Raw genomic sequence first — 22,837 nt, forward strand, 5'->3', positions numbered from 1 at the left:
TATCACCCGTTGGGCCCGGTCCCTTTGGCCATTCAGCAGCTGCCGCGACGCTCCGGTTCCCTAGGTCGCGTTCAGGCCCAGCGCCGGAACGGGCAGCTGGAATATGTCCTTAAGGGCATATGTTGCCGCATGGAAACCGGGCATGCCGGTAACCCCGGGCCCTGGCGGAGTGGACGAGGAGCAAAGGTAGACGCCCGGGAGCGGGGTGCGCCACGGGTGCCGCGACACCACGGGCCGCTGGACCAGGCCGCGGAGGTCCATGGTGCCGGCGCTGAAATCCCCGCCGATGTAGTTCCGGTTGTACTCTGCCAACTGCGCCGCGGTAACCACGTTGGTGTCCACCACCAGGTCCCGGAAACCGGGGGCAAACCGTTCCAGCTGGGCAGTGATTGCCCCGGCCATATCCTTGGTTGACCCGGCAGGTACGTGGCAGTAGGTCCACAGGGTGTGCCGCCCGGCGGGAGCCCGGCCAGGATCGAAGCGCGAGGGCTGGGCCACCAGCACATATGGCCGCTCGGGGTGCCGGCCCGCGCTGACGTCGTTTTCGGCATGCGCAAGTTCGGCCCTGGTTCCGCCAACATGGACTGTCCCGGCGTCGGCCAGTTCCGCCGCTGTCCAGGGCACGGGACCGGAAAGTATGAAGTCCACCTTGCAGGAGCCATTCCCGTAGCGGAAGGACTCAAGGGCCTTGCGGTAGCGGGAGGGAAGGGAGTCCCCGGCAATGTCCACCAGGCCCCGCGGCGCTACATCCAGCAGGGTGGCCCGCACGGCCGGGAGGTCCTGCAGCCGGTTTATCGGGGCGTTCGTGTGGAGCACCCCTCCGTGCGCCTTGATGTCCGCCGCCAGGGCGGCGGCAATGGCAGCGGATCCACCCAGCGGAATTGGCCACCCTTCAGCGTGGCCCAGCGCCCCCAGCATCAGTCCCGCTCCGGACGCGGCCAGCGATGGCAGGTGGGACACGGCGTGGGCGGCAACGCCGCTGAGCAGGGCAGGGGCCAGTTCTTCGCGGAACCGGGCGTTCCACAGTCCCGAGCCCTGTTCCAGGGTGCGGAGGCCGAAGATGCCCGCAGCGACAGGATTCCGGGGGAGGCGGAAGAGCTGGTTCTGCGTGAAGTCCATAACGTCGTCGACGGCCCGGACCAACGGTCCCATGAGGCGCCGGTAAGCAGCCCCGTCCCGCCCGAGCCCCGCTGCCGTCCGGTCAAGTGAACGGTAGGCAAGCGCGGCCCGGCCGCCGTCCAGGGGAGAGCCGAAGGACAGCTGGGGCGTGACAAGTTCCACCCGCCGGGACAGCTCGAAGGCACGGAAGAAAGGCGAGGCCAGGGCCATGGGATGGACAGCGGAGCAGACGTCGTGGAAGTGCCCCGGCTGCATCAGTTCCGCCGTACGCGTCCCGCCGCCGATGGTAGCGGCAGCTTCGAAAACCTCCACCGACAGCCCTGCCCGCGCCATCACTGCCGCCGCTGCAAGTCCGTTGGGTCCTGCGCCCACCACCGCAACGTCAGGCATCGGCTGCCGCCTTCCGTTGGACGGCGGAGTCCGCCGTGCGGCGCAGGTTCAGCCTGAACCGGTCCGGGGCGCCGTTGAAAGGTCCACCATGGGGATCGTCCAGGTGGTGCCGCCGGATGGGATCGTAGTTGGGGTCGTAGATGTCCCACGCCACCCGTGCCATCAAGTAGGCAACGGCCCCCATATGCGCCGCCACGGCCAGGACGTAATACGGCATATCCAGGTTGTGCTGGGAGGAGCCTGCGCTGGTCACCTGTCCAAGGTACATCCACACAGCGGCCCAATGCAGGCCTTCGATGCCCTGCCAGACCAGGAAGTCCCGCCACCGCGGCCTGGCCAGTGCGAGCAGCGGGATCAGCCAGACCACATATTGCGGTGAGTAGACCTTGTTCGTGAGGATGAATGCCGCCACAACCAGGAAGGCCAGCTGGGCCAGGCGCGGGCGGCGCGTCGCCGTGAAGGCAATCAGGGCGATCAGGGCGCAGGCCGCCGCAAAAAGGCCGACGGACAGGAGGTTCACCGCGTCGGCGCCCAGTTCCTGCCCCCTCAACCTGTTCAGCACCAGGTTGTAGGCGAACCACGGTGATCCGTACCCGGCGCCACGGTCGGCTGAGAACTGGTAGAAGTACGCCCACCCGGAGGGGTTTGCGACGGCGAAGGGCAGGTTCACTGCCAACCAGGCGGCCCCTGCGGCCCCCGCTGTCTTTACCAGGGGCTGGATGCGGCCGGTCCGCAGGGCGAGCAGGAGCACTGCGCCCAGGATGAGCAGCGGATACAGCTTCGCCGCCGTCGCCAGGCCGATGAAGACTCCGGCCAGCACCAGCCGTTCCCGGGAGAAGAAATACAATCCCACGGCAAGCAGCGCCACCGCCCAAAGATCCCAATTTATGGTCCCGGCCAGGATGATGCCCGGTGCCAGCGCCACCATGGCTGCGTCCCAAGGGCGGCGGCTGCTCATCCGGGCCGTAGCCAGGACCGTCACCACAGCGACCGCCGCCAGCAGAGCAGCATTGATATCGAAGTAGGCGAGCATCCGGGCGTCCGACACTCCGGTCCCCGGAACCAGCCATGCCGTCGCCCCCGCGATCAGGGCGGTGAGGACCGGGTACTCAAACTGGCTTCCGCGGCCCACAATGGGAAACTGTCCCTCCGCGAGCCCGCGGTTCCTGAACAATTCCGGGAAGTCGGAGTAGCAGGTGGCGTAAAACTGGGCGGGGGATTCCCATCCGTTGGCGCGGCAGTAGCCCTTGAGCAGGACGCCCGCGAGGGCCGCCAGCACGGTCAACAGGATCAGGACCCGTTCCACGGTGAAGACGCCGGGGGAGACGACTCCCGGAGCGGCCCGGATTCCAAGGGGACCGCCCACCAATTCCGTGAAGTTCCTCAGCAGGACATCGCTGCGGCTGGGAACCACCAGGCGCGGCCTTCCTTGGTGCTCCGGCGGCTGGGACTCCTGCATGGCTTGAGCTTACCGCCGCAGCATGGAGGTACGGGGGCCACCGGTGAGGTGGAGCCCACGCGTCGCCGCGTGGGCTCCGGACGGAAAGTGGCTGATGTCCACAACGCCTCCTCAGCTGAGGTCGGCACGCGTGCCGCGGCAGGGCCGCAGTCCAGTTGCCGGCCGCTTTTCCTTATCGCGTGCCGCCGATCTGCTGGTGCATCAGGACGAAAACGTCTTCGCGCTGCTTCTCCAGCAGGGGTTCGTTGATCATCCTCTTGCTGCTGCGTCGTCCTTGCGGCTGCAACAGGAGTTTCCGGAACTTTCTCATGGGTATCACCTCCTTTCGAACTGGCTGGCCCGCAAACCGGGCGCGGCAATTAATCCCTTTTGCCAATGCAATTGGGACGGGAATTAGGGCGCGTGAAAGCGCATTCAGGAATAACCTGGATTGATAAGAATTGCCAGAACAAAAACAGCACTCACACTGTGGTTCGGCAAATAGGAGGCAAAGTCCAAGCGAAACGCGCGGCTGCGGCGTAACGCCAAGGCTTCCGGCGTGTGCTCACTCCGGCAGGCTGGAAGCCCTTGGCTTTACGGGTTAATGCACGTGCCCTGGCTGTGGCGTTGCAGTTGGGAGGATGTGTTCCACCAGCCCAAGGAGAGCAAGGCTAGGAGCCGGCATTTCCCCAAAATGGGCGCGCAAAAGCATCGGAGGCCGGGGTGGCGGTGACCTTCATCTTCCGTCCGCTAGTCAAAGTAATCATTTTTCCCAACCTCCTTTTTCTGCTCTGCAGTTGCACCGGCCAAGGGCCGCACAACATGCGCCGATCCCCCGGCAAGACGCTCTGGGGTCAGGAATAAAACTACACTACGGCAAAGGATATCCGCCAGTAAGAAAGCACAATAAACCAAACAAATTTCGGAAAGCCCTATTAAAGGCCCCAGCGGACAATAGCCGGGGTCCTTTTGTCCCAACCCAGCGTGCAGACCTTGGCTGTGCCCAGAATGAAATGGCGGCCTTCCATGGGCGGCAGTTCCAGCCAGCGTGCCGTGAGGATCCTCGAGAAGTGGCCGTGGGCCACAATCAGCACGTTGTCCATGCCGGATTCCAGTACCCGGCCAATAATTTTGTCCGCCCGGGCCGCAACCTCGTCCAGCGTTTCGCCATTGGGAACCCCGTGCGTCCAGATCAGGTAGTCGGGGTTGTCCTTCCGGATCAGGTCGGAGCTGATGCCTTCGTAGTCGCCGTAGTTCCATTCCACGGCCAGGGGTTCATGCTGGGCATCCGGAAAGCCGGCCAGCTCTGCCGTCCGCCGTGCCCGCCGCAGGGGAGACGTGAGCACCAGGTCGAAGTCGACCGGATCCAGCACCCTGCGGGCCTCCACGGCCTGCTGTTCCCCCTCGACGGTCAGGGGGAGATCAGTGAGTCCGGTGTACTGGCCGCTTTTGGACCATTCGGTCTCACCGTGGCGGAGGATCCAGAGCTGGGGGCGGGGGGCAAGGGCAGGAATGGTCACTTGGACTCCTCGGAAGGGGAAGGCTCGACGGCGGCGGGAGACGTTCCGGCCTCCGGCCCTGCAGGTGCGGGTACAGCTTCATCCGGGCTGGCTTCCGGCTGTTCTGCCCACCAGCGGAGCAGCCGTGCTTCCGCTTCCTCCGTGGACAGGGGACCGTTCTCCATCCGCTCGTTAAGCAGGAACTTGTAGGCGCGGCCCACCACGGGCCCCGGTTTGAGCCCCAGCAGGGCCATGATCCGGGCCCCGTCCAGGTCCGGGCGAACGGCGTCCAGCGACTCCTGTTCGCGCAGCGCGGCGATGCGGGCTTCGAGGTCGTCGTAGGCGAACGCGAGCCGCTCGGCCTTCCGCTGGTTGCGGGTGGTGACGTCCGAGCGGGTGAGCCGGTGCAGCCGCTCCAGCAGCGGCCCGGCGTCGGTCACGTAGCGGCGGACTGCGGAATCGCTCCAGCCGGCCTCCCCGTAGCCGTAGAAGCGCATGTGGAGTTCCACCAGGCGGGCCACAGCCTTGGTGGTGTCGTTGTCGAACCGCAGCGCCTTCATCCGCTTGGAGGTGAGCTTGGCCCCCACCATGTCATGGTGGCGGAAGCTCACCGCACCGCCCGGTTCGAAGCGGCGCGTAGCCGGCTTCCCGACGTCGTGCATTAATGCAGCGAAGCGCAGCACAAAGTCCGGACCCGGCACCGGGCCTTCACCGTCCGTCTCCAGTTCCGCTGCCTGCTCCAAAACCTGCAGCGAGTGCTGGTAGACGTCCTTGTGCCGGTGGTGCTCGTCCGACTCCAAACGGAGCGCGGAAACCTCCGGCAGCACGAACTCGGCGAGGCCCGTGTCCACCAGCAGGTCCACGCCCACGCGCGGACTGGCACCGCAGATGAGCTTGACCAGTTCGTCCCGCACGCGTTCGGCGGAAATGATGGTGATCCGCTCCGCCATCTGCGTCATGGCCCGCCGGACGTCCTCATGCACGGACACACCCAGCTGGGCAGCGAACCGCGCCGCACGCATCATCCTCAGCGGATCGTCGGAGAAAGAGAGCTCGGGTGCCCCCGGAGTGGCCAGGACGGATGCATGAAGGTCACGGACCCCGCCGAAGGGATCCACCAGTTCCAGGGAAGGCAGCTTCAGGGCCATGGCGTTGATGGTGAAGTCACGCCGCAGCAGGTCATCGGTCAGTGAGGATCCGAACGCCACCACCGGCTTGCGGGAATCGGGATCGTAGGCTTCTGCCCGGTAGGTGGTGATTTCGATCTGGAAACCGGCCTTGCGCATGCCGATCGTGCCAAACGCCCGGCCGATCTCCCAGTAGTTATCCGCCCACTTCTTGATGAGGGCCACCGTCTGGTCCGGGGTGGCATCGGTGGTGAAGTCCAGGTCGGGGGAGGTCCTGCCCAGGAAAAGGTCGCGCACCGGCCCGCCCACCAGCGACAGTTCATGGCCGGCGTCCACGAAGCGCCGGCCGAGCTCCAGGACCACCGGGTCCACCTGGAAATCGACGGTCTGGGAATCAGTCTTGTGATGTGCGTGCGCCATAGTTACTTAAGCTTGGCAGAAACCAGCGTGTCGGCAGGCCAAATTAGGGTCAAGATCCCGCGGAATAGCTCCGTGCGGGGGAAAGTGCGTCATATGCCGTCCATGTTGGTGTCATGTTCCGGTCATCACGAACGGGCAACAGTCGTTAGAGTGGACTCCATGGCCCATCCAGTACCGAGCGCTCCAGGCAGGAGGACAAACCCACCATTGCCGTCGGCAATCGGTGCGCACGTTGCCCCTGCCCAGCATTCGGCACCGGCAACGCTGCCCACGGTTGAGGAGGTCTCCGCCGGCGGCGTCGTGGTGGACACGTCCGACGCCGAATTGAGGGTTGCGATCATCGCCCGCCTTAATCGCGGCGGACGTCTGGAGTGGTGCCTTCCGAAGGGCCACCCGGAGGGCAAAGAAAACAACGAACAGGCCGCGGTCCGCGAAATTGCCGAGGAAACCGGCATCGAAGGCGACATCCTCGCACCGCTGGGAAGCATCGACTACTGGTTCACCGTCAGCGGCCACAGGGTCCACAAAACGGTCCATCACTACCTCCTCCGTGCCACTGGCGGCGAGCTCACCATCGAGAACGATCCGGACCAGGAAGCCGTGGATGTCGCCTGGGTTCCCATCCAGGAACTGGCACGGAAGCTGTCCTTCCCCAACGAGCGCCGGATCGCCGATCTGGCCCGCGAAGTCCTCCCCGGGCATCTTTAGGGCTGTGTGCCCCGGCCCCCGGTTGCGGCGTTTACCGCCCGCGGGTGAGACGATGAACTCGATGTCAGCTACCAACTTTCCTTCCGATAAAGCCGGACGTCCCGGCGATGCCGTGCCGGACGGCGTTCCCCCCGAGCCGGCCGGTGCGGACGGCACCCCGGGCACAGTTGCTGCCAGCGAGACCCGCTCCAGCGCCATCATGGCTGCCGGAACACTCGTTTCGCGGTTCCTGGGTTTCGGAAAGACGTGGATGCTGGGCACGGCCCTGGGCCTGGGCTCCACCGTCAATGACACCTTCATCAACGCGAACAACCTGCCCAACCTGATCTTCCTGCTGGTGGCCGGCGGCGTGTTCAACGCGGTCCTGGTGCCCCAGATCATCAAGGCAAGCAAGGCGCCGGACAGGGGGGCGGACTACATCAGCCGGCTGCTGACGCTGGCTGTGCTCCTCCTGCTGGGACTGACAGCCCTGGTTACCCTGGCGGCGCCCGGCGTCATAGAACTCACCACCCAGGGATACACGCCCCAGCAAAAGGCCCTGGCCGTCACCTTTGCCTTCTGGTGCCTGCCGCAGATCTTCTTCTACGGCCTCTACGCCCTCCTCACCCAGGTACTGAACGCAAACGGGGCGTTCGGCCCCGCCATGTGGGCTCCCATCCTTAATAACGTGGTGGCCATCGCCGGCCTGGGCATGTTCATCTGGATCTTCGGGGCGAATGAACTGAATCCGCACACGCTGGACAACTGGGGCAGCACGCAAACCCTGCTGGTGGCCGGGTTCTCCACCATCGGCGTGGTGTCCCAGACTGCCATCCTGATGATTCCCGTTATCCGCCTGCGGCTGGGCCTCCGTCCCCGGTTCGGCTGGCGGGGAGTGGGACTGGGCCAGGCCGCCAAGCTGAGCGTCTGGACCCTGCTGACTGCCGCCGTCGGGCAGCTTGCCTTCCTGTACGTCATGCGCATCGCCACCATCCCCGGCGCGGAACGCATCCGTCTGCAGCAGGCGGGAGACCCGTCAGCGAACATGCTGCCCGGCAACGCCGTGCTGGAGGTGGCCAGCCAGCTCTACCTGCTGCCGCACTCCATCATCGCGCTGTCCCTAGCCACCGTCCTGTTTAACAGGATGACGCGGGCCTCGCAGGACGGGAACCGCGCCGAACTGCGCGAAGCCCTCTCCCATGGCCTGCGGACCATGGCGGTGGCCACCGTCTTCGGCGCGCTGGCCCTCTTTGCCCTTGCGGGCCCGCTGGGCATGTTCTTCTCCGGAGGCCTGCGCCAGGACGGCGTCATGCTGGCCCAGACGCTCACCATCCTGGCGCTCAGCACGCCGTTCATGAGCGCCAACTTCATGATGTCCCGCGTCTTCTACGCGAATGAGGACGCCCGCACCCCCTTCTACATCCAGCTGCAGCTGGCGGTTGTCTACGTGGCTGGGGCCTTCGCCATCCAGTTCCTGCCGGTCACCCAGATCATCTACGCCATCGCCGTGCTTTATATGGTGGGCAATATCCTCTCGGTGGTCATCAGCGCGTACTTCCTGCGACGCCTCCTGGGGCACCTGGACGGGGCACGGATCGCCAACTCCTACATCCGCATGGGGTGGGCGGCGCTGGGTTCGGCCGTTGCAGGTGCGGGTGCGCTGTGGCTGATGGGCAGCTACAGCCCTGACGGTTTCGCCTGGCGCGACCGGCTGTCAGCCCTCGTGACTGTCGTCGTGGTGGGTCCGGTCATGCTGGTGGCCTACTTCTTCCTGCTCAAGCTGTTCCGGGTAGCCGAACTGCGGGACCTGCTCCGCCCCCTCCTGGGGCGGCTCGGCCGGGGCGCACCGCCGGCACCTTCGGCGGAAGCCGGGAACCCGCCGTCGGACTCTGCCCCTGGTGAGCCTTCGGCTGAACGACGACGGCCCGCACCGGAGCGTGCCACAACCTCCGTGGACACCGGGCTTATTCCCCGCATTTCCGGCGAGTTCGACGCCGTTTCCTTCCGGGCGGGGCCGGCTCCGGAACAGGAGGGCACGGAACATCAGGCAATGCGGAGGCAGGCGCGCGACGGCGATGGGCCGGCTTCGTCCGACCAGGACTACCTTCCGGCGGAAGACCAGCCCAGTACGGCCCGTGGGGGTTTGCTCAAGGAACAGATTCCGCTGCCAGGGCGCCGTACCTTCCAGGGAAAGCCCGGCGAGAACCCCTATTTCAAGCAGCGGCGCCCCCGGAAAAAGTGACGCTCGAGCAGTTCTCCGCCGCTGCGATCCAGGGCGCAGGGGACGCAATCGGCTAGGATCGAGAAGGTACAGGGGTAGTTGCATTCAGGGGCCAGCCGCCCGGCGGCTCCTGGGTGGCGGTTGCATCATTCAAGCCGGCACTCCCGGACAGTCTAGGAGGAACACGTGTCCAACCCGATCGATGTCGGATCAGTACTGGGCGGCCGTTATAAGGTCACCGCCACTGTATTGGCCTCGCACGACCACGATCTGGTACTGGACGGTGTGGACCAGGTCCTGAACCGTCCAGTCAGCATCCTGGTGGCCGGCCCCGGCAACACTGAACAGGTTGCCCAGAGCGCCCGTGAAGTGGCTACCGGCGAGCGGCCCGGAACCGTCCAGGTCCTGGACCTTGGCATGACCGAGGCCGCCACCTACCTCATCACCAACCACACGTCCGCTGCGGACCTGCTGGACCTCGTGGTGGCCTCGAATCCCCCCTATGTGGAACCATTCTTCACGGACACCCTGGGCAGCGAGATCTTCGGGCAGCCAAGGTCTCACGAGCCCGAGCCTTACGACGATGAAGACCACGTCGAAGCGGGCTACATCAACTACTCGGACACGCACCCCAGCCAGGTGGATCCCTACCGGCACGCACCAGCTGTGCCGCCCAAGCCGCCTGTCCGGCCGGCTGCGGCACCTTCCTCCGCGCGCAAGTCCAGCGGTGCTTCTGCAGTGGGCGGGGCAGCAGCTGCCGGTGGAGCCCTCGGGGCAGCGGGCGCTGCGGCTGCCGCCGGTTCTGCAGCCCGCAACGGCAGCGAAACCGCAACACGTTCCACTCCAACCCAGGCTGATCCAACCCGGGCAGATCAGACCCCGGCCGATCAGGCAGGGCAGCCGCAGGTCACGGGGCCTGTCCACGGGGAGGGAGCTCCGGGCGGAAAACCGAAGGTCTCGCTATGGTCTGACGACGATTACGCCTACTCAGAGGACCAGCCTTCCGGGAACGCCCCGGTAAAGGATGAACCCCAGCCGGACAAGAAATCGTCCTTGTTTGCCCGCTCTGCCGCGCCCGCCGCTGCAGGTGCTTCCTATGATGAAGAACCCGGCTATGACGACGACCGTGACGAGGACAGCCGGGAGCCCAGGTCCATGCGGTGGCTCGTCGGCGGGTTGCTCGCTGTGGTCCTCATTGCCGGACTCGTTTTCGCCGTAACAAACCTGGGCAGCCTGTTGTCACCGCAGCCGCAGGCTGTTCCCACCGCCCCCGCCACCAACAGCGGAGCCCCGGCGACCACGGAACCCGGAACGCAGGCGCCGCCATCCGCTCCGCCCGCGGTCCCCCCGGCCATTGAAAACATCAGCAGGCAGGGGAACTTCGATTTCGCCGCCGCCTTCGATGGTGACCTGGTGAAGGCCTATGACGGTAACGCTGCCAGCTATTGGTCGGACATGGAGTTCGCCACTGAAAACTGGGGCGGCCTGGCGGCCCAGGGCGTCCCGCTGGTGGTAAAGCTCAAGAGCCCGGCAAAGGTTTCTTCCATCACACTCTCGCAGTTGGGGGGATCCGGTGGAAACATCACGGTGTACACCAACGACCGGCCTGCCCTCGACGGAGCCAAAGCCGTAGGGACCAACAGCTTCACCTCAACGGACCTGACCATGCCGCTGGCCGAGCCTGTCCAGGCCCAGTACGTGATTGTTTCCATCAATTCGCTGCCTCGACTCGCTGCTCCCAAGACCCGCTACGGTTACGGCATCCGGCTCGCCGAGATCAAGGTCCAGTAAGTCCTCCTGGGGCAACAGGCAGGCGAGGCGCCTGCTGAGTTGGACTGTAACCTTGGAAGAGTGCCTTCGGTGATGGCCGTCTGCTGTCCACCGGGGTTTCACCACGTCCAGGCGCTGGAATATTCAGCATCACGTAGCAGTTGTGCCATGTGGCCGGCCTCCACAGGGAGGCGCGTCGAATAAGGAAGAGGTTCACCGTTCAGTGACCATCGCAGAAAACACCGCGTCCAAAGTACGTGATGTCATCATCGTGGGCTCTGGCCCGGCTGGTTACACGGCAGCTGTATACACCGCCCGTGCCAACCTCAAGCCGCTTTTGCTTGCAGGCTCCGTTACGGCCGGCGGTGAGCTGATGAACACCACGGACGTTGAGAACTACCCCGGCTTCCCGGAGGGGATCATGGGTCCGGACCTGATGGAGAACTTCGAGAAGCAGGCCGCCCGCTTTGGCACCGAGATCCAGTTTGAGGACGTCACTTCGCTTGAGCTCGAGGACACTGTGAAAACGGTGACCATTGCCACGGGGGAGACCTTCCGGGCGAAGGCAATCATTCTTTCTACGGGTTCCGCTTACCGGGAGCTTGGACTGCCTAACGAAAAGCGCCTCTCCGGCCACGGCGTTAGCTGGTGTGCAACCTGTGACGGTTTCTTTTTCAAGGATCAGGACATTGCCGTTATCGGCGGCGGCGATTCCGCTATGGAGGAAGCTCTGTTCCTCACCAAGTTCGCGAAATCGGTGACAGTCGTCCACCGCCGTGACACCTTGAAGGCATCCAAGATCATGGCCGACCGCGCCTTGGCCCACGAAAAGATCAACTTCATCTGGAACAGCACGGTGGAGGATGTCGTGGGCGGGGACAAAGTCACCGGCCTGAAGTTGAAGAACCTCATCGACGGGACCACCTCCGACCTCCCGGTGACGGGCGTCTTCGTGGCCATCGGCAATGACCCCAGGACCGACCTGGTCAAGGGCGTGCTTGAGCTGACACCCGAGGGAACCATCGCCGTAGAAGGCCGCAGTTCGAAGACAAGCATCCCCGGGGTGTTTGCTGCCGGCGATGTTGTGGACCCCACCTATCGCCAAGCCATTACGGCTTCCGGCTCGGGCTGTGTAGCAGCAATCGATGTTGAGCACTACCTCGCAGACCTGCCCGCATAATTACTGCAACGACATCCGAAGAGAGAGACAAGGGTTATGAGTAACGCCAAAGACGTAACAGACGCAAGCTTCAGCACGGACGTTCTGTCCTCCGACAAGCCGGTTATTGTTGATTTCTGGGCAGAGTGGTGCGGGCCCTGCCGCAAGCTCGGGCCCATCCTGGACGAAATTTCCGTGGAATACAGCGAAAAGGTCGACGTCGTCAAGGTCAACGTGGACGACAACCCGTCCATTGCTGCCGAGTACGGGATCACCTCCATCCCGGCTGTTTACCTGTTCCAGGGTGGGGAAGTGAAGAGCACCGTTATCGGGGCAAAGCCTAAGCAGTTCTTCGAGAAGGAATTCGCGGACGTTCTGTCCTAGGTTCTGATATTTTCTTAGTTTTCCGAGTGGCCACCGCCCGAAGGCGGTGGCCACTCTTCTTTATCCGTGGAATTGCTTGGTTACCCTGTGAGCCTTTCGCGCGAGCAAGTTGGCCGGCAGTTGCACCTAGGTAGGCTGCCTACTTCAAATGACGTCTCTGTTTCACGTGAAACAGGGCGGCTTGTTGCCCGTGCAGTAATATCGGCGCTCAGGAGAAATTGGCCGGAGTTGTGACCCCGTGCGCCCTGCACGTGGGTGCTGCGGTTGCATAACGTCTTCAAGGCCAGGGAAATGGGGGGCTTGCCCACTCCCGGGGCTCGAAGAAGCTTCCTTCCACAGTGCCCGTCGATGCAGAATCGGGAGGCGATGCGGTGCATGTGGTGCCTGCCTGTTTGATTAATCTGCTCATGCCCACCAAGCGGGCGATACAGCGACTGCACCTGTGCTTGCCATTCGGACACTAGCCTAATCAGCCATTGGCAATTCTGCTGGCAATTCTGAGCAGACATCTGCATCCGCGCGACCAAACATAAGAACGATGACGCCAAAAGCGACTACCCGCAGACGAGAGCCGCGCAATGTGACCGTCGAAAGATTCTTCTTTGCTTGCCCATGGAGGAAGCCTTGTTTCACGTGAAACAAGCCCGTGCACTCACCGCCGCGCTGCGCAGCAAGGAACCCGGTCGTCTCCGAGGAGGACAGGCAGATTCACAACCGTTGGGGGCTGCGTGCCTGTGCCGCCGGGCCGTAGGCGGACTCCCACTGCGGAAATGGTGCATCTGCTCTGAAGGTCCACCGCCCCGGGTACATCGAGTGGCGCACTCCGACCCAGGACCAGTCGGGGAAGACCGCCGCCCAGTCCGCCGTGCCTATGGATCGTCCAGTGAATGGTCAACTCACTAGGTCCACCAACGAGTTCCAGACTGGTACTAAATGGTAAGCCAAACCTACAGCGTGTGCTGCCCGCTGGTCAGGCAACCGCGCTAAACAACTGCCGCGACCTATAGACTGCCCAGGCTTCCTGGTCCTCGCAGCTGGGACGAGCCAGCCATCCCCCCGGTGCCGGCGAGGATTCTCGTTCATGAAGCCCCACTCCGTCCACGGAGGGCGCGCAGCGAGGTGTTGAGTGACCAACCATCCCGCCCAAGCCAGCCGGATATCCAACACCTATGTTCCCCATGTCCGCCAGCAGCATCCGACAATACTTCCCTCAATCCGGCTCAAGGCCCGATCATGCTCTTTGTAGCCTTGAGTCAGATGCTGGTGACAGTCCGCGCAGCGGCGCCACAGGGGATCGTGCTGTGGGACCGTCCGCGGTACCACGCCGGCAGCGCAAACTGGCTTCGGACTTTGTCGAGGCGTCCCGCGATCCAGCATCAGCGCCTCGCACGGCGCGCCTCACCGGTTCGAACCATTAACGCGCGTAAGGGTGATGGTGGAATCTAATAGCGCCTTAGCCTTGGCCGCAGGGCGAACGTTCATGCTGCTACCAGTGAACAGGGCATCCGCGAAACCCCGGTGCGAGGAGCGGACTACTCGCAGCTTGATTTCAGCCTCCGCGTTTCACGTGAAACACAGGATCCGGACTCCGCCCGCTTCCAGAGCGCACGTCACGCGGAACCGCATCGAAGAACCGGGGAGGGCGCAACGAGAAGTTACAATTTCTTGCTCCCTGCATCGATTTCACATCCCACGGATCCGTCGCCTTTTCGCCTCACCGGTGTCATCGGCCGGGCTACCACCAGCGCATATGCACATGATGGTGTCGACCAACGGCACCATGTACAGCAGCAGTCCCGGTGGTTGCGTGGATAAGACCAGGCGCTGTGCCGGCATAGCGGGGGTAACAACTGGGCCCAGCGATATCTTTCCCTTACCAGAAAGACCAAGTCGATCAACGCCGCCCTGGTGGTCCTGGTCTGGGCCGGGAGGCCTGACCGCGTGGACCTCGTGGTTAGGGCAGTGCGTGAACGGAGCCGAACAGGCGACATTCACCCGAAAGAAGCTCGTTCGAATGCCACTGCCTCGAACCTCCTCCTCCATGTTTGTGCACCCGCCACCCGGTCTTCCTTCGTCCCAGAACGTCCCTCGCTTAGCACAAGATCGGACTGAGGGCGCACGCTATCCACAAGTTATCCACATCGGCTCGTCCGTCTTATGCACAAGCTTATCCACAGCTCACCCGACACGCAGATTGAGGCATGCTGGTCCGGGGGACCGGACGACCAGCAGGAAATGTTCCGGTAGCAAAACCAGACGGACAAAGATCTACCCAAGTCCCGCCCAGTTCGCGGAAAAGGCCGCAAAACACGAACAAAGCCAACCAAACGAAGTAGATCGCGGTGCGCTAACGCTCCTGCACACGGCGCTGAGGACTGTTTCACGTGAAACAGCACCCGTCTCCGTGGAAGACGAGCGCATCAGGCTCTCTTGAGGTTGCCGCCGGTCGCCAGACTACGGTGAGCTCAGGTGGCGGGCGACCCAGCTATCCACACTGTTATCCACACTGATATCCACAGTGATATCCACTACATTCCACGAGCGGTGTGGATGAGAAGACACGAGTTCACCTCGCTGATCGGCCGCACCTCTACACCCAGTAAATGCACCAACTGGGCGCGGGAGTCAGGCGCCGTGGCGAGCCCGTTGTAGTCGGCCGCCACGGTGCGGGACTGTGCCCCATCGGTGTTGCATTGGACGGCAGGGTGCGCAGTTGTTCCTGCATGGTGCCCAACCGCGCGGCTTCGTGAACGGCACCAGGGTATCCAGTTCCGGCTTCAGTCACCGCCCGCTGTCTCGCAATAGTATGGTTCGACGGCGCGTTCAGCAGCGTTGCTGTAGCCGAGGCTCCGAGACCCGGTGCGACAGCTGACGGGGCTTCGTGGTGAATCAGTTGTCTCCGGACACAAGGTCGGCAACTTACAGGTCGGGTCTAATTGCTGCGGTACATGGGACAGACAGTCACGCCGGAGCCGACGAGCGGGCGGCGTGCTGCCGGCTGCGTATCGGTTGGGGGAGGAGCGTCCTCGCGCGGCTGGCGAAGGACGCCAGCCCCACGGGAGGAATACATGGCCTGCGCGGCGCTCTTCCGTCAGGCTACAGTCAGCATCGCCCTTAGGGGCAGGAACCTCCAGGCTGGGACAGTCCGCCACCCAGGGCATCCTCTGACGCTGGAGCGGCATCCTTCCTACTGGGACTGGCGCTGGATGTCCGGTTCTTCTTGCCAGCTTTTACGTTGGGCCGGCTGTTTCACGTGAAACGGGAGCGAGCACGGCGCCACGGACGTATTCGGAATTGGCTGCCAGTGCCGTCGCGGATGAGTTGCCAGGGAACCTGGGTGAGTAGGGCGTAGCGCGATCGGAAGCAACGAGCGCGGTGCCCCGAACACTTGAGCGTCCCACACAGCACGCCGCATTCCTGTCTGTGCAACTAATGGATGCGGGTTAGCCCTCGGCCTGCGTCCAAGCGGCACAGCTCACCGCGCAGATGGAGAGGCGGCAAGAGGTGCACCCCGACGGGGTCCGGCATAGACCCCAAGGCGCCTACGAGGCGGGATGGTGTCGTCTTCGACGCCAAGGCGCCCGGGCGGCGATGCCAAGGGGTTGGATGTTCCACGTGAAACACAGCAGACATTCCGCTGTTAGGACCTCGAATAGATTTCGTTTACTGCTGACAGGCAACCGACTAACTCGTCGGCTGCATCCTCACTGGCCAACACAACTGAACTGCGCCCCTGTACCAAAAGTTGTGGTCAAACCGCAGGGCCTCATACGATCACAATCCACATCCTTGCTGTCCAGTCGGGTTACGCATGCCGTACGTAGGAACAGTTCACGCTCACAGACATCGAGCGTATGAATAGGAACAGTTAACGCAGTGTGAAGAGAGTACCGGACAAGGGGCTGCGTTGCTCTGCCACCAGCATCTCAGTGTCAGCGCTAGGCCGCTGCGTATGTGGACGCGGCGCGGAAGTGCAGGGCCAGTCACGACAGATCCAGGGCGTTGCGGTTTCACGTGAAACAAACAGAAGAGTGTCCGTCCCGGCCCGTCTACTTGGAATACTCACAGCTTGTGAGCGGAAACTCTATCGAAACGCACCCCGGGAGAAGCCAATCGATGCGCGTGTCGTGCCCCGCCAGCAGCCAAAGCATATGAACACGGCTGCCGTAGCTGGCAAGGACCATCATTCTTTAAGCGCGGCGAGCACGACTTCACGCAGAACGACAGTTGAGGGTAACCCTCCCAGAACAGACATATCTCGCGCTGTCAGCCCTTCAGTTCAGCACTTTCCAACCAACGAGGAGGCAATAACCCGGGGCAGGGAGGACTTTGTTCTTCCCTTACTAAAAGACGGGGAGGCATCACCCAAGAAATGAAGGCTTCTGGAAAGACGAAGGCCCGATTCATAGTGAATCGGGCCTTCAGGCTGCTAAAGGTGGCTCTCTAGTTGTTCGAACCGGGTGCAAGTACATCCATGATCCGGTTTAGATCCTCCACGCTTGCGAACTCGATACTCACCTTGCCCTTGCGGACACCCAGGGAGATCTTAACGTTGGTGTCCAGCCGGTCAGAAAGCGAGGATGCAAGGTAATCCAGCCGCTCGTGGCGGGCACCTGGGCGCGGGATATTGTTCTTCGCAGGTTTGGCGGGATCCTGGTACATTGTTACGGCCTCTTCGGTGGCCCGAACTGACATACCCTCCGCCACAATCTTCTGGGCCAGTCGCTCCATTGCGGCGGCGTCAGGAAGGGCTAGAAGCGCGCGGGCATGCCCAGCGGATATTACGCCAGCAGCGACCCGCCTCTGTACCAGCGGGGGTAGCTTGAGCAACCGCAGGGTGTTTGATACCTGGGGACGTGAACGTCCAATGCGGTCTGCCAATTGTTCGTGGGTAGTTCCAAAGTCCTCGAGGAGCTGCTGGTAGGCCGCTGCTTCTTCGAGGGGATTCAGCTGACTCCGGTGGAGGTTCTCCAGCAGGGCATCCCGCAACAGATCGTCATCGGTGGTATCCCTGACGATTGCGGGAATGGTTTCGAGGCCAGCAGCCTGGACAGCCCTCCAGCGGCGCTCACCCATAACGAGCTCAAAGGGTTCCCCACCGGATTCGGTTGACTTCCGGACCACAATTGGCTGCAGGACGCCTATTTCGCGAACGGAGTGAACGAGCTCCGCCATATCGTCTTCGTCAAAGACTGATCGCGGCTGTTTACGGTTCGGGTGGATATCCGAGACTGGAATTTCAGCGAAGCGAACGCCGGGAACCTCTACCAGCTCCACACCAGAGTCATTCCACGTGGGTTCATCCATGCCCTCGGTAGAATCAGCTGATGCCGGCGCTGAAACAGATGCTGCTGCCGGGTCCTCCCGCAGATCAGGAGTGGTTTCGGTCGAGGCAGCGGATTCGCCGGGATCACGTTTCGCAGCTGAGCTGCCGGACGAGCGCGGCTTGGAGGTAGCGCTCTTTCCAGCCGGGCTCTTGCCTGCAGGAGATGCGGAGGAAGACGGCCTAGTGGAGGGACTGGCAGGACTCTCGCCGGCCGGCGTCCCGGACGACTGGTTGTCCGCGGCGTCTTCAGCCTGTTCCGTCTTCCTTCGTCCCTCGGGGAAGAAGAGGTCGACCGGACGGGAGGCGGCCGAACCGTTGCCCGATCCGTTGGCGGCGGCGGAACTTGGAATCAGCGCGCCAAGACCGCGGCCCAGGCCACGTCGCTTCTCGCTCATTGGTAATCCCTCCAGTGGTAGAGCCTGGCCATGCCGTGCTCCGGTCGTTGCAGTTTGAAGATTTAGCGCTCTGCTATTTCAGCGGCGGCTTCCAGATAAGACAGGGCTCCACTGGAGGAAGGGTCGTACGTCATGACGGTCTGCTGGTAGCTCGGCGCTTCTGAAATCCGAACTGAACGCGGAACAACAGCAGAGAGAACCTGATCCGGGAAATGCTGGCGGACCTCGGCTGCAACCTGGGCGGCAAGATTGGTCCGTCCGTCGTACATCGTCAAAAGAATGGTGGAAACTACCAAGTCAGCGTTGAGGTGTTTCTGGATCATCTCGATGTTCTTCAGGAGCTGGCTCAATCCTTCAAGTGCGTAGTACTCGCACTGGATAGGAATCAGCACCTCATTGGCAGCACAGAAGGCATTAACCGTCAGCAGTCCAAGGCTGGGCGGGCAATCGATGAAGATGTAGTCGAGCCGCTGCTCACCGTTCTTCTCGCGCGCCTTCGCGTAAACGTCGATTGCCCGGCGCAGCCGCTGCTCACGGGCTACCAACGAGACGAGTTCGATTTCTGCGCCCGCAAGGTGGATAGTGGCCGGTGCGCAGATCAGATTGTTAATGTCCGGACAGGGGGCCACTACATCGGCAAGGGGGACATCGTTTATCAAGACATCATAGATGCTGTCCACATCGGCATGGTGCTCGATTCCCAGGGCGGTGGACGCGTTGCCCTGAGGGTCGATGTCAATGACCAGGACGTTCAGGCCAGCCGCGGCAAGGGCTGCGGCGATGTTCACGGTGGTGGTGGTCTTTCCCACTCCACCCTTCTGGTTCGATACGGTAAAGACCCGGGTGTTCTCCGGGCGGGGAAGCTGCCTGCCGACCAACCGCTCGCGGCGTTTGGTTTCATGCGCCAGTTCCCGGGCAATGGGGCTGGAATCATCGATGGCGTCGATGATGTTGGTTCTACCGGCAACGGTTGTTTCACGTGAAACGGCCATGGCGTTGGTGCCGCTCGAAACCCTTTCGGGGTGAATTCCGCCCCTAGCCGGGGCACCCATTGGACCAGCGACGGAACGTGCTGACCCCAAAGTCACGAACGGCGGTATCCGTTGCGTGGAGGCTTCGCTACTGGTCACTGGGGCACACTCACTCTCGTTCGGCCAAATTTGCTGCCGTTGTCTAGCCTAACCGCTGGACCCGGCAGAGTCTGGTCACCGGGCCTGAACTAGGCTTTCTTTTGGGACTTGTTTACAACGATGCGCACCACGGTAGTGGGTTCTTCCAGCAGGCTCTCTCCCACCGTCAGAACCGACGTTTCAACGCCACCCAGTTTACGGATGGTCTTGGCGGCCTTTTCGATTTCCTCGCCCGCGCTGCGCCCCTTGATGGCCACCACTTCGCCTTTACCGGCGAGAAGCGGAATCGTGAGGCCGGCAAGGTTGCTGAGGGCAGATACTGCCCTCGCCGTCACCACATCAGCCTCCACGTGTCCCACTGCCAATTCGGCCCGGGTCCGCATTACCGTGACATTGTCCAGGCCAAGGTCGTCAACCACTTCCTGGAGCCAGATGACCCTGCGCTCCAGCGGCTCGATCAAGGTCAGTTCCAGGTCCGGACGCGCAATGGCGAGGCACAGGCCCGGCAGGCCCGCACCACTTCCGACGTCGGCCACGTGGCTGCCCTCGGGGATTTCGCTTTCAATGACAGCGCAGTTAAGGACATGCCGGCTCCACAGCCGCGGAATCTCACGCGGCCCAATAAGGCCGCGCTCCGTTCCGGAGGTAGCCAGGTGTTCCACATAGCGCTTGGCCAGGTCCAGCCGGTCGCCGAAAATCTTCTCAGCGGCCACGAGTTCAGCTGCCGTGATGTCAACCATGATTAGCGGATCAGCAATTCTCTAGTCTGCGGACACAACAATGTGGCGTCCGGCGCCTTCGCCCTCGGACTCGCTGACCAGTCCCAGGTCAGCGACGGCGTCGTGGACAATCTTGCGCTCATAGGCGCTCATCGGTTCCAGGGCCACAGGCTTGCCGGTCTCCTTCACTGAAGCTGCCGCGTCTTCCGCAATCTTCTGCAGGTGGCCGGTCCGCTCCTGGCGGTAGCCATTGATGTCCAGGACCAGCCTCGACCGGTTCTCCGTCGCGGAGAGAACCGAGAGCCTGGTGAGCTCCTGAAGGGCCTCGAGGACTTCACCGTCCTCACCCACCAGGCTGTCCAGGGCATCGGACTCTTCCTCGGTCACGATAGAGATGTAGGTCCGTCCGTTGCGTACCTCAATGTCGATATCGCCATCGATGTCGGCAATGTCCAGCAGCTCCTCCAAGTAGTCTGCTGCCACATCCCCCTCTTCCTCCAGGCGGCTGGCCGTGGATCCCTTGGGTACGTCAGCCCCCAAGGATTCACCATTCGCGGACTCATCCTGCTCGTCGATGATGTCCTCGGAAAGGGCGTGTTCGGTGCTCTCGGCAGACATTACTTCTTCTTCCTGTTCTTGCGTTGTGGCTGGATGCGCTGGCCCTTGGCCTGCGCCACGGCCGCGGCGGCAGCGGCTTCGGCAGCGGCGTCGTCCTTCTTACCGCCCAGGATAGGCAAGGCCGGAAGGCCCTTGGCGGCACGGCGTTCGGCGAGGGCCTTGGCGGCGGGGGACCCCGGCGTCGGCATGCGGCGAATGACGAAGAACTGCTGGGCCATGGTCCAGAGGTTGGTGGTGGTCCAGTAGATGAGGACACCAATGGGGAAGTTGATGCCGCCCACGCCGAAGACGATGGGCAGGATGTAGAGCATCATTTTCTGCTGCCGCATGAACGGGCTTGCCATGGCCTCTTCGGACATGTTCTTGGCCATGATCTGCTTCTGTGTGATGAACTGCGAGGCCGTCATGGCCAGGATCATCAGGATGGAGAGGATCCACACTGAAGTGAGGTTGCCCTCGCCGCCGTGCAGGAGTGACGCGGACAGCGTGGCCCCGAAAATGGTGGATTCGTCAAACTGGACTACCTGGTCGTGGCTCATGGCCCCGATACCGAGGCCCTTGTCACGGGCGGTGCTGATGCCGGACAGCACGGTGAACAGCGCGAAGAAGAACGGCATCTGGATCAGCATGGGCAGGCACGCGGAGAACGGGTTGGTGCCGTGCTTCTTGTACATGGCCATCTGTTCCTGCGCCATGGCCTGGCGGGACAGCTGGTCGGTCTTGCCCTTGTACTTGTCCTGGAGCTTCTTCAAGTCAGGCTGCAGCAGCTGCATGCCGCGCTGGGCCTTGATCTGCTTGACGAACACGGGAATCAGGGCGGCACGGATCACCAGCACCAGCCCGATGATGGACAGGGTCCACGTCCAGCCGGAAGCCTCCGGCATGCCGATGCTGCTCAGGCCCTCGTGGAAGCCCACCATGATGATGGAAACAAGCCACTTGAACGGAAACATGATTGTTTCAAAGAAGTCCATACGATATCCCTATTCGTCAGGCCGCAGAGCGGCCTTCTCCATCAGACTGCGCAGCCAGGTACTTGTCCGGGTTGTTCAGTACAACAATTGTGGGGGTCTGGTTTTCAGGCCAGTGGCGGTGGCCGGCGGGGACGTGGTCCACACCGCCGGCGTTCCAGGGATGGCAGCGCGCCAGGCGCCGGGCTGCGAGCCAGCTTCCCCTAACGGCGCCGTGCACCGTGATCGCTTCGAGGGCATAGGCCGAGCACGAAGGAAAGAAGCGGCAGACCTGCCCGTACAAGGGCGAAATCACCTTGCGGTAGGCCTTCAACAAAAGAATGAGGATGTTGCGGGGCAGGTTCCAGAGGAACAGCGCAACTGCTGCAGCACTACGTCGGAGACAGGTAACGACGACGGCGGTGGCGTTACGCACGCAATGTCCCCTCCTGTGTAGTACCGGCCGAACTGTTGGCGGCAGCCCTTGCAGGGCGGCCGGCCAGCCGGGTCATCGTTGATTCCAATGCGGCATTGTAATCCGACAGCAGCTGGTCCCAGCTGGCAGTTGCGGACGCAGGAAGCGCCCGGACCACTATGGCGAACCCGGTGCCGTACTCGCGCAGCGAGGCAGCACCGGCTTCCCTCAGTCTCCTCTTAACGAGGTTCCTGACCACAGCGTTCCCTACACTCTTGGAAACGATGAACCCGATCCGGCTGGGTTCGTCGGCAGCGATAGCTGCCGTATATAACACTACGTTCCGGCGTCCATTGCGGACACCGGAACGTACAGTTGTTGAAAAATCGGTCGCAGTCCTCAAACGGTTACGGGTGGCCAGCACCTTTAAACTCGCAAAGAAATGTCTACCGACAAGTCAGTTATTTACGCCGACAGCTCGGTACGGCCCTTGCCACGACGGGCTGCCAGGATGGCGCGGCCGGCACGGGTACGCATACGAAGGCGGAAGCCGTGCTTCTTGGCTCGACGGCGGTTATTCGGCTGAAAAGTCCGCTTGCTCACGTTAGTTACTCCAGTGGATCAAAGGTGCGCCCACCCGATCAGTATGGGGAAGAACTGGCCGACGCTAAGTTTTGTATATGCACGCTTCCCCCGGCTGCTCAAGCGCACTGCGCCTGAGAGATTCAGATGGGGCCAAAAAGCGGACACAAAGGACTTCACAACGTTAGGGCAATCCGAGGCCCTGAGTCAAACCGGAGCACCCCTCGCCGGCTATCCCCAGCTGTGCCTAACCTGCCCTCCCGGCCTGTGGATGAAGTGGCTCACAGGGCCGTTTTGGAAACGACATCGGTGTAATTATCCACAAGCTTCTTGCCAGCTATCTTCTAGGCTTTTCATCCCCTAGAGTGGCCCAGTAGCCGATTATCCACGTGCTGTGCATAACCCTGTGGATGAAGCTGAACCCATCCTGGTTCGAGACTCGCGGCTGCAGGCAATGCAGGCAAAGCAAGTTTTGAGGGAACCGATTG

Annotated in this window: 18 protein-coding genes; 5 read left to right on the top strand and 13 right to left on the bottom strand. The window is 62.6% G+C overall.

The genetic code is table 11. The features are described 5' to 3' along the window. Positions 1 to 60: 60 nt before the first annotated feature. The 5 genes from KTR40_RS18895 to KTR40_RS18915 form a co-directional block, all read right to left on the bottom strand. On the bottom strand, positions 61 to 1,509 hold the full coding sequence (locus KTR40_RS18895; RefSeq protein WP_139027234.1) for an NAD(P)/FAD-dependent oxidoreductase: 1,449 nt from the start codon (positions 1,507 to 1,509) through the stop codon (positions 61 to 63). Further along, on the bottom strand, positions 1,502 to 2,968 hold the full coding sequence (locus KTR40_RS18900; RefSeq protein ID WP_228404803.1) for a glycosyltransferase family 87 protein: 1,467 nt from the start codon (positions 2,966 to 2,968) through the stop codon (positions 1,502 to 1,504). Before KTR40_RS18900 ends, KTR40_RS18895 begins: the two co-directional genes overlap by 8 nt. Before the next feature lie 172 nt (positions 2,969 to 3,140). After that, positions 3,141 to 3,278, bottom strand: coding sequence for a hypothetical protein (locus KTR40_RS18905; protein ID WP_171058864.1), 138 nt, complete (start codon positions 3,276 to 3,278; stop codon positions 3,141 to 3,143). Between the two features lie 604 nt (positions 3,279 to 3,882). Then, positions 3,883 to 4,467 carry a histidine phosphatase family protein gene (locus KTR40_RS18910; RefSeq protein WP_139027236.1) on the bottom strand — a complete coding sequence of 195 codons (585 nt, stop codon included), beginning with the start codon at positions 4,465 to 4,467 and terminating at the stop codon, positions 3,883 to 3,885. Continuing rightward, complete coding sequence (locus KTR40_RS18915; RefSeq protein ID WP_228404805.1) at positions 4,464 to 5,993, bottom strand: CCA tRNA nucleotidyltransferase; 1,530 nt, start codon at positions 5,991 to 5,993, stop codon at positions 4,464 to 4,466. Before KTR40_RS18915 ends, KTR40_RS18910 begins: the two co-directional genes overlap by 4 nt. 207 nt (positions 5,994 to 6,200) lie before the next feature. On the opposite strand from KTR40_RS18915, the gene KTR40_RS18920 reads away from it, so the two are divergent. The 5 genes from KTR40_RS18920 (at position 6,201) to trxA (ending at position 12,214) form a co-directional block, all read left to right on the top strand. Continuing rightward, entirely contained in the window at positions 6,201 to 6,701 is a 501-nt protein-coding gene (locus tag KTR40_RS18920; protein WP_139027238.1) for an NUDIX hydrolase, read from the top strand. A 61-nt stretch (positions 6,702 to 6,762) separates the two neighbouring features. Continuing rightward, entirely contained in the window at positions 6,763 to 8,922 is a 2,160-nt protein-coding gene (gene murJ, locus KTR40_RS18925) for a murein biosynthesis integral membrane protein MurJ (RefSeq protein WP_228404807.1), read from the top strand. Between the two features lie 165 nt (positions 8,923 to 9,087). Then, positions 9,088 to 10,692 (top strand): ABC transporter substrate-binding protein, encoded by a 1,605-nt coding sequence (locus KTR40_RS18930; protein ID WP_139027240.1) that lies wholly within the window; start codon positions 9,088 to 9,090, stop codon positions 10,690 to 10,692. A gap of 202 nt (positions 10,693 to 10,894) precedes the next feature. Continuing rightward, positions 10,895 to 11,851 carry a thioredoxin-disulfide reductase gene (gene trxB / locus KTR40_RS18935; RefSeq protein WP_228404808.1) on the top strand — a complete coding sequence of 319 codons (957 nt, stop codon included), beginning with the start codon at positions 10,895 to 10,897 and terminating at the stop codon, positions 11,849 to 11,851. Positions 11,852 to 11,887: 36 nt separating this feature from the next. After that, positions 11,888 to 12,214, top strand: coding sequence for a thioredoxin (gene trxA / locus KTR40_RS18940; protein ID WP_139027242.1), 327 nt, complete (start codon positions 11,888 to 11,890; stop codon positions 12,212 to 12,214). A gap of 4,443 nt (positions 12,215 to 16,657) precedes the next feature. Here the strand turns inward: trxA and KTR40_RS18945 are convergent. The 8 genes from KTR40_RS18945 to rpmH all read right to left on the bottom strand — a co-directional run bounded on the left by KTR40_RS18945 (position 16,658) and on the right by rpmH (position 22,370). Beyond that, the gene (locus tag KTR40_RS18945; RefSeq protein ID WP_228404810.1) at positions 16,658 to 17,935 is read right to left on the bottom strand and encodes a ParB/RepB/Spo0J family partition protein; all 1,278 of its coding nucleotides are present in this window, start codon (positions 17,933 to 17,935) and stop codon (positions 16,658 to 16,660) included. A 62-nt stretch (positions 17,936 to 17,997) separates the two neighbouring features. Then, positions 17,998 to 19,065 (bottom strand): ParA family protein, encoded by a 1,068-nt coding sequence (locus KTR40_RS18950; RefSeq protein WP_304940888.1) that lies wholly within the window; start codon positions 19,063 to 19,065, stop codon positions 17,998 to 18,000. Between the two features lie 89 nt (positions 19,066 to 19,154). Further along, entirely contained in the window at positions 19,155 to 19,805 is a 651-nt protein-coding gene (gene rsmG / locus KTR40_RS18955; protein ID WP_139027244.1) for a 16S rRNA (guanine(527)-N(7))-methyltransferase RsmG, read from the bottom strand. A 21-nt stretch (positions 19,806 to 19,826) separates the two neighbouring features. After that, positions 19,827 to 20,402: a R3H domain-containing nucleic acid-binding protein gene (locus KTR40_RS18960; RefSeq protein WP_139027245.1), complete on the bottom strand. Its 576-nt coding sequence runs from the start codon at positions 20,400 to 20,402 to the stop codon at positions 19,827 to 19,829. After that, positions 20,402 to 21,376, bottom strand: a complete 975-nt coding sequence (gene yidC / locus KTR40_RS18965; protein WP_139027246.1) for a membrane protein insertase YidC — start codon at positions 21,374 to 21,376, stop codon at positions 20,402 to 20,404. Before yidC ends, KTR40_RS18960 begins: the two co-directional genes overlap by 1 nt. Before the next feature lie 16 nt (positions 21,377 to 21,392). Next, a complete protein-coding gene (yidD, locus tag KTR40_RS18970) occupies positions 21,393 to 21,788 on the bottom strand; it encodes a membrane protein insertion efficiency factor YidD (protein ID WP_171058865.1) in 396 nt (131 codons plus the stop codon). Continuing rightward, entirely contained in the window at positions 21,781 to 22,191 is a 411-nt protein-coding gene (gene rnpA / locus KTR40_RS18975; RefSeq protein WP_139027248.1) for a ribonuclease P protein component, read from the bottom strand. Before rnpA ends, yidD begins: the two co-directional genes overlap by 8 nt. A 41-nt stretch (positions 22,192 to 22,232) precedes the next feature. Continuing rightward, a complete protein-coding gene (rpmH, locus tag KTR40_RS18980; protein ID WP_003800212.1) occupies positions 22,233 to 22,370 on the bottom strand; it encodes a 50S ribosomal protein L34 in 138 nt (45 codons plus the stop codon). Positions 22,371 to 22,837 lie beyond the last annotated feature (467 nt).

The organism is Pseudarthrobacter sp. L1SW, assembly GCF_020809045.1.
Classification (GTDB): Bacteria; Actinomycetota; Actinomycetes; order Actinomycetales; family Micrococcaceae; genus Arthrobacter.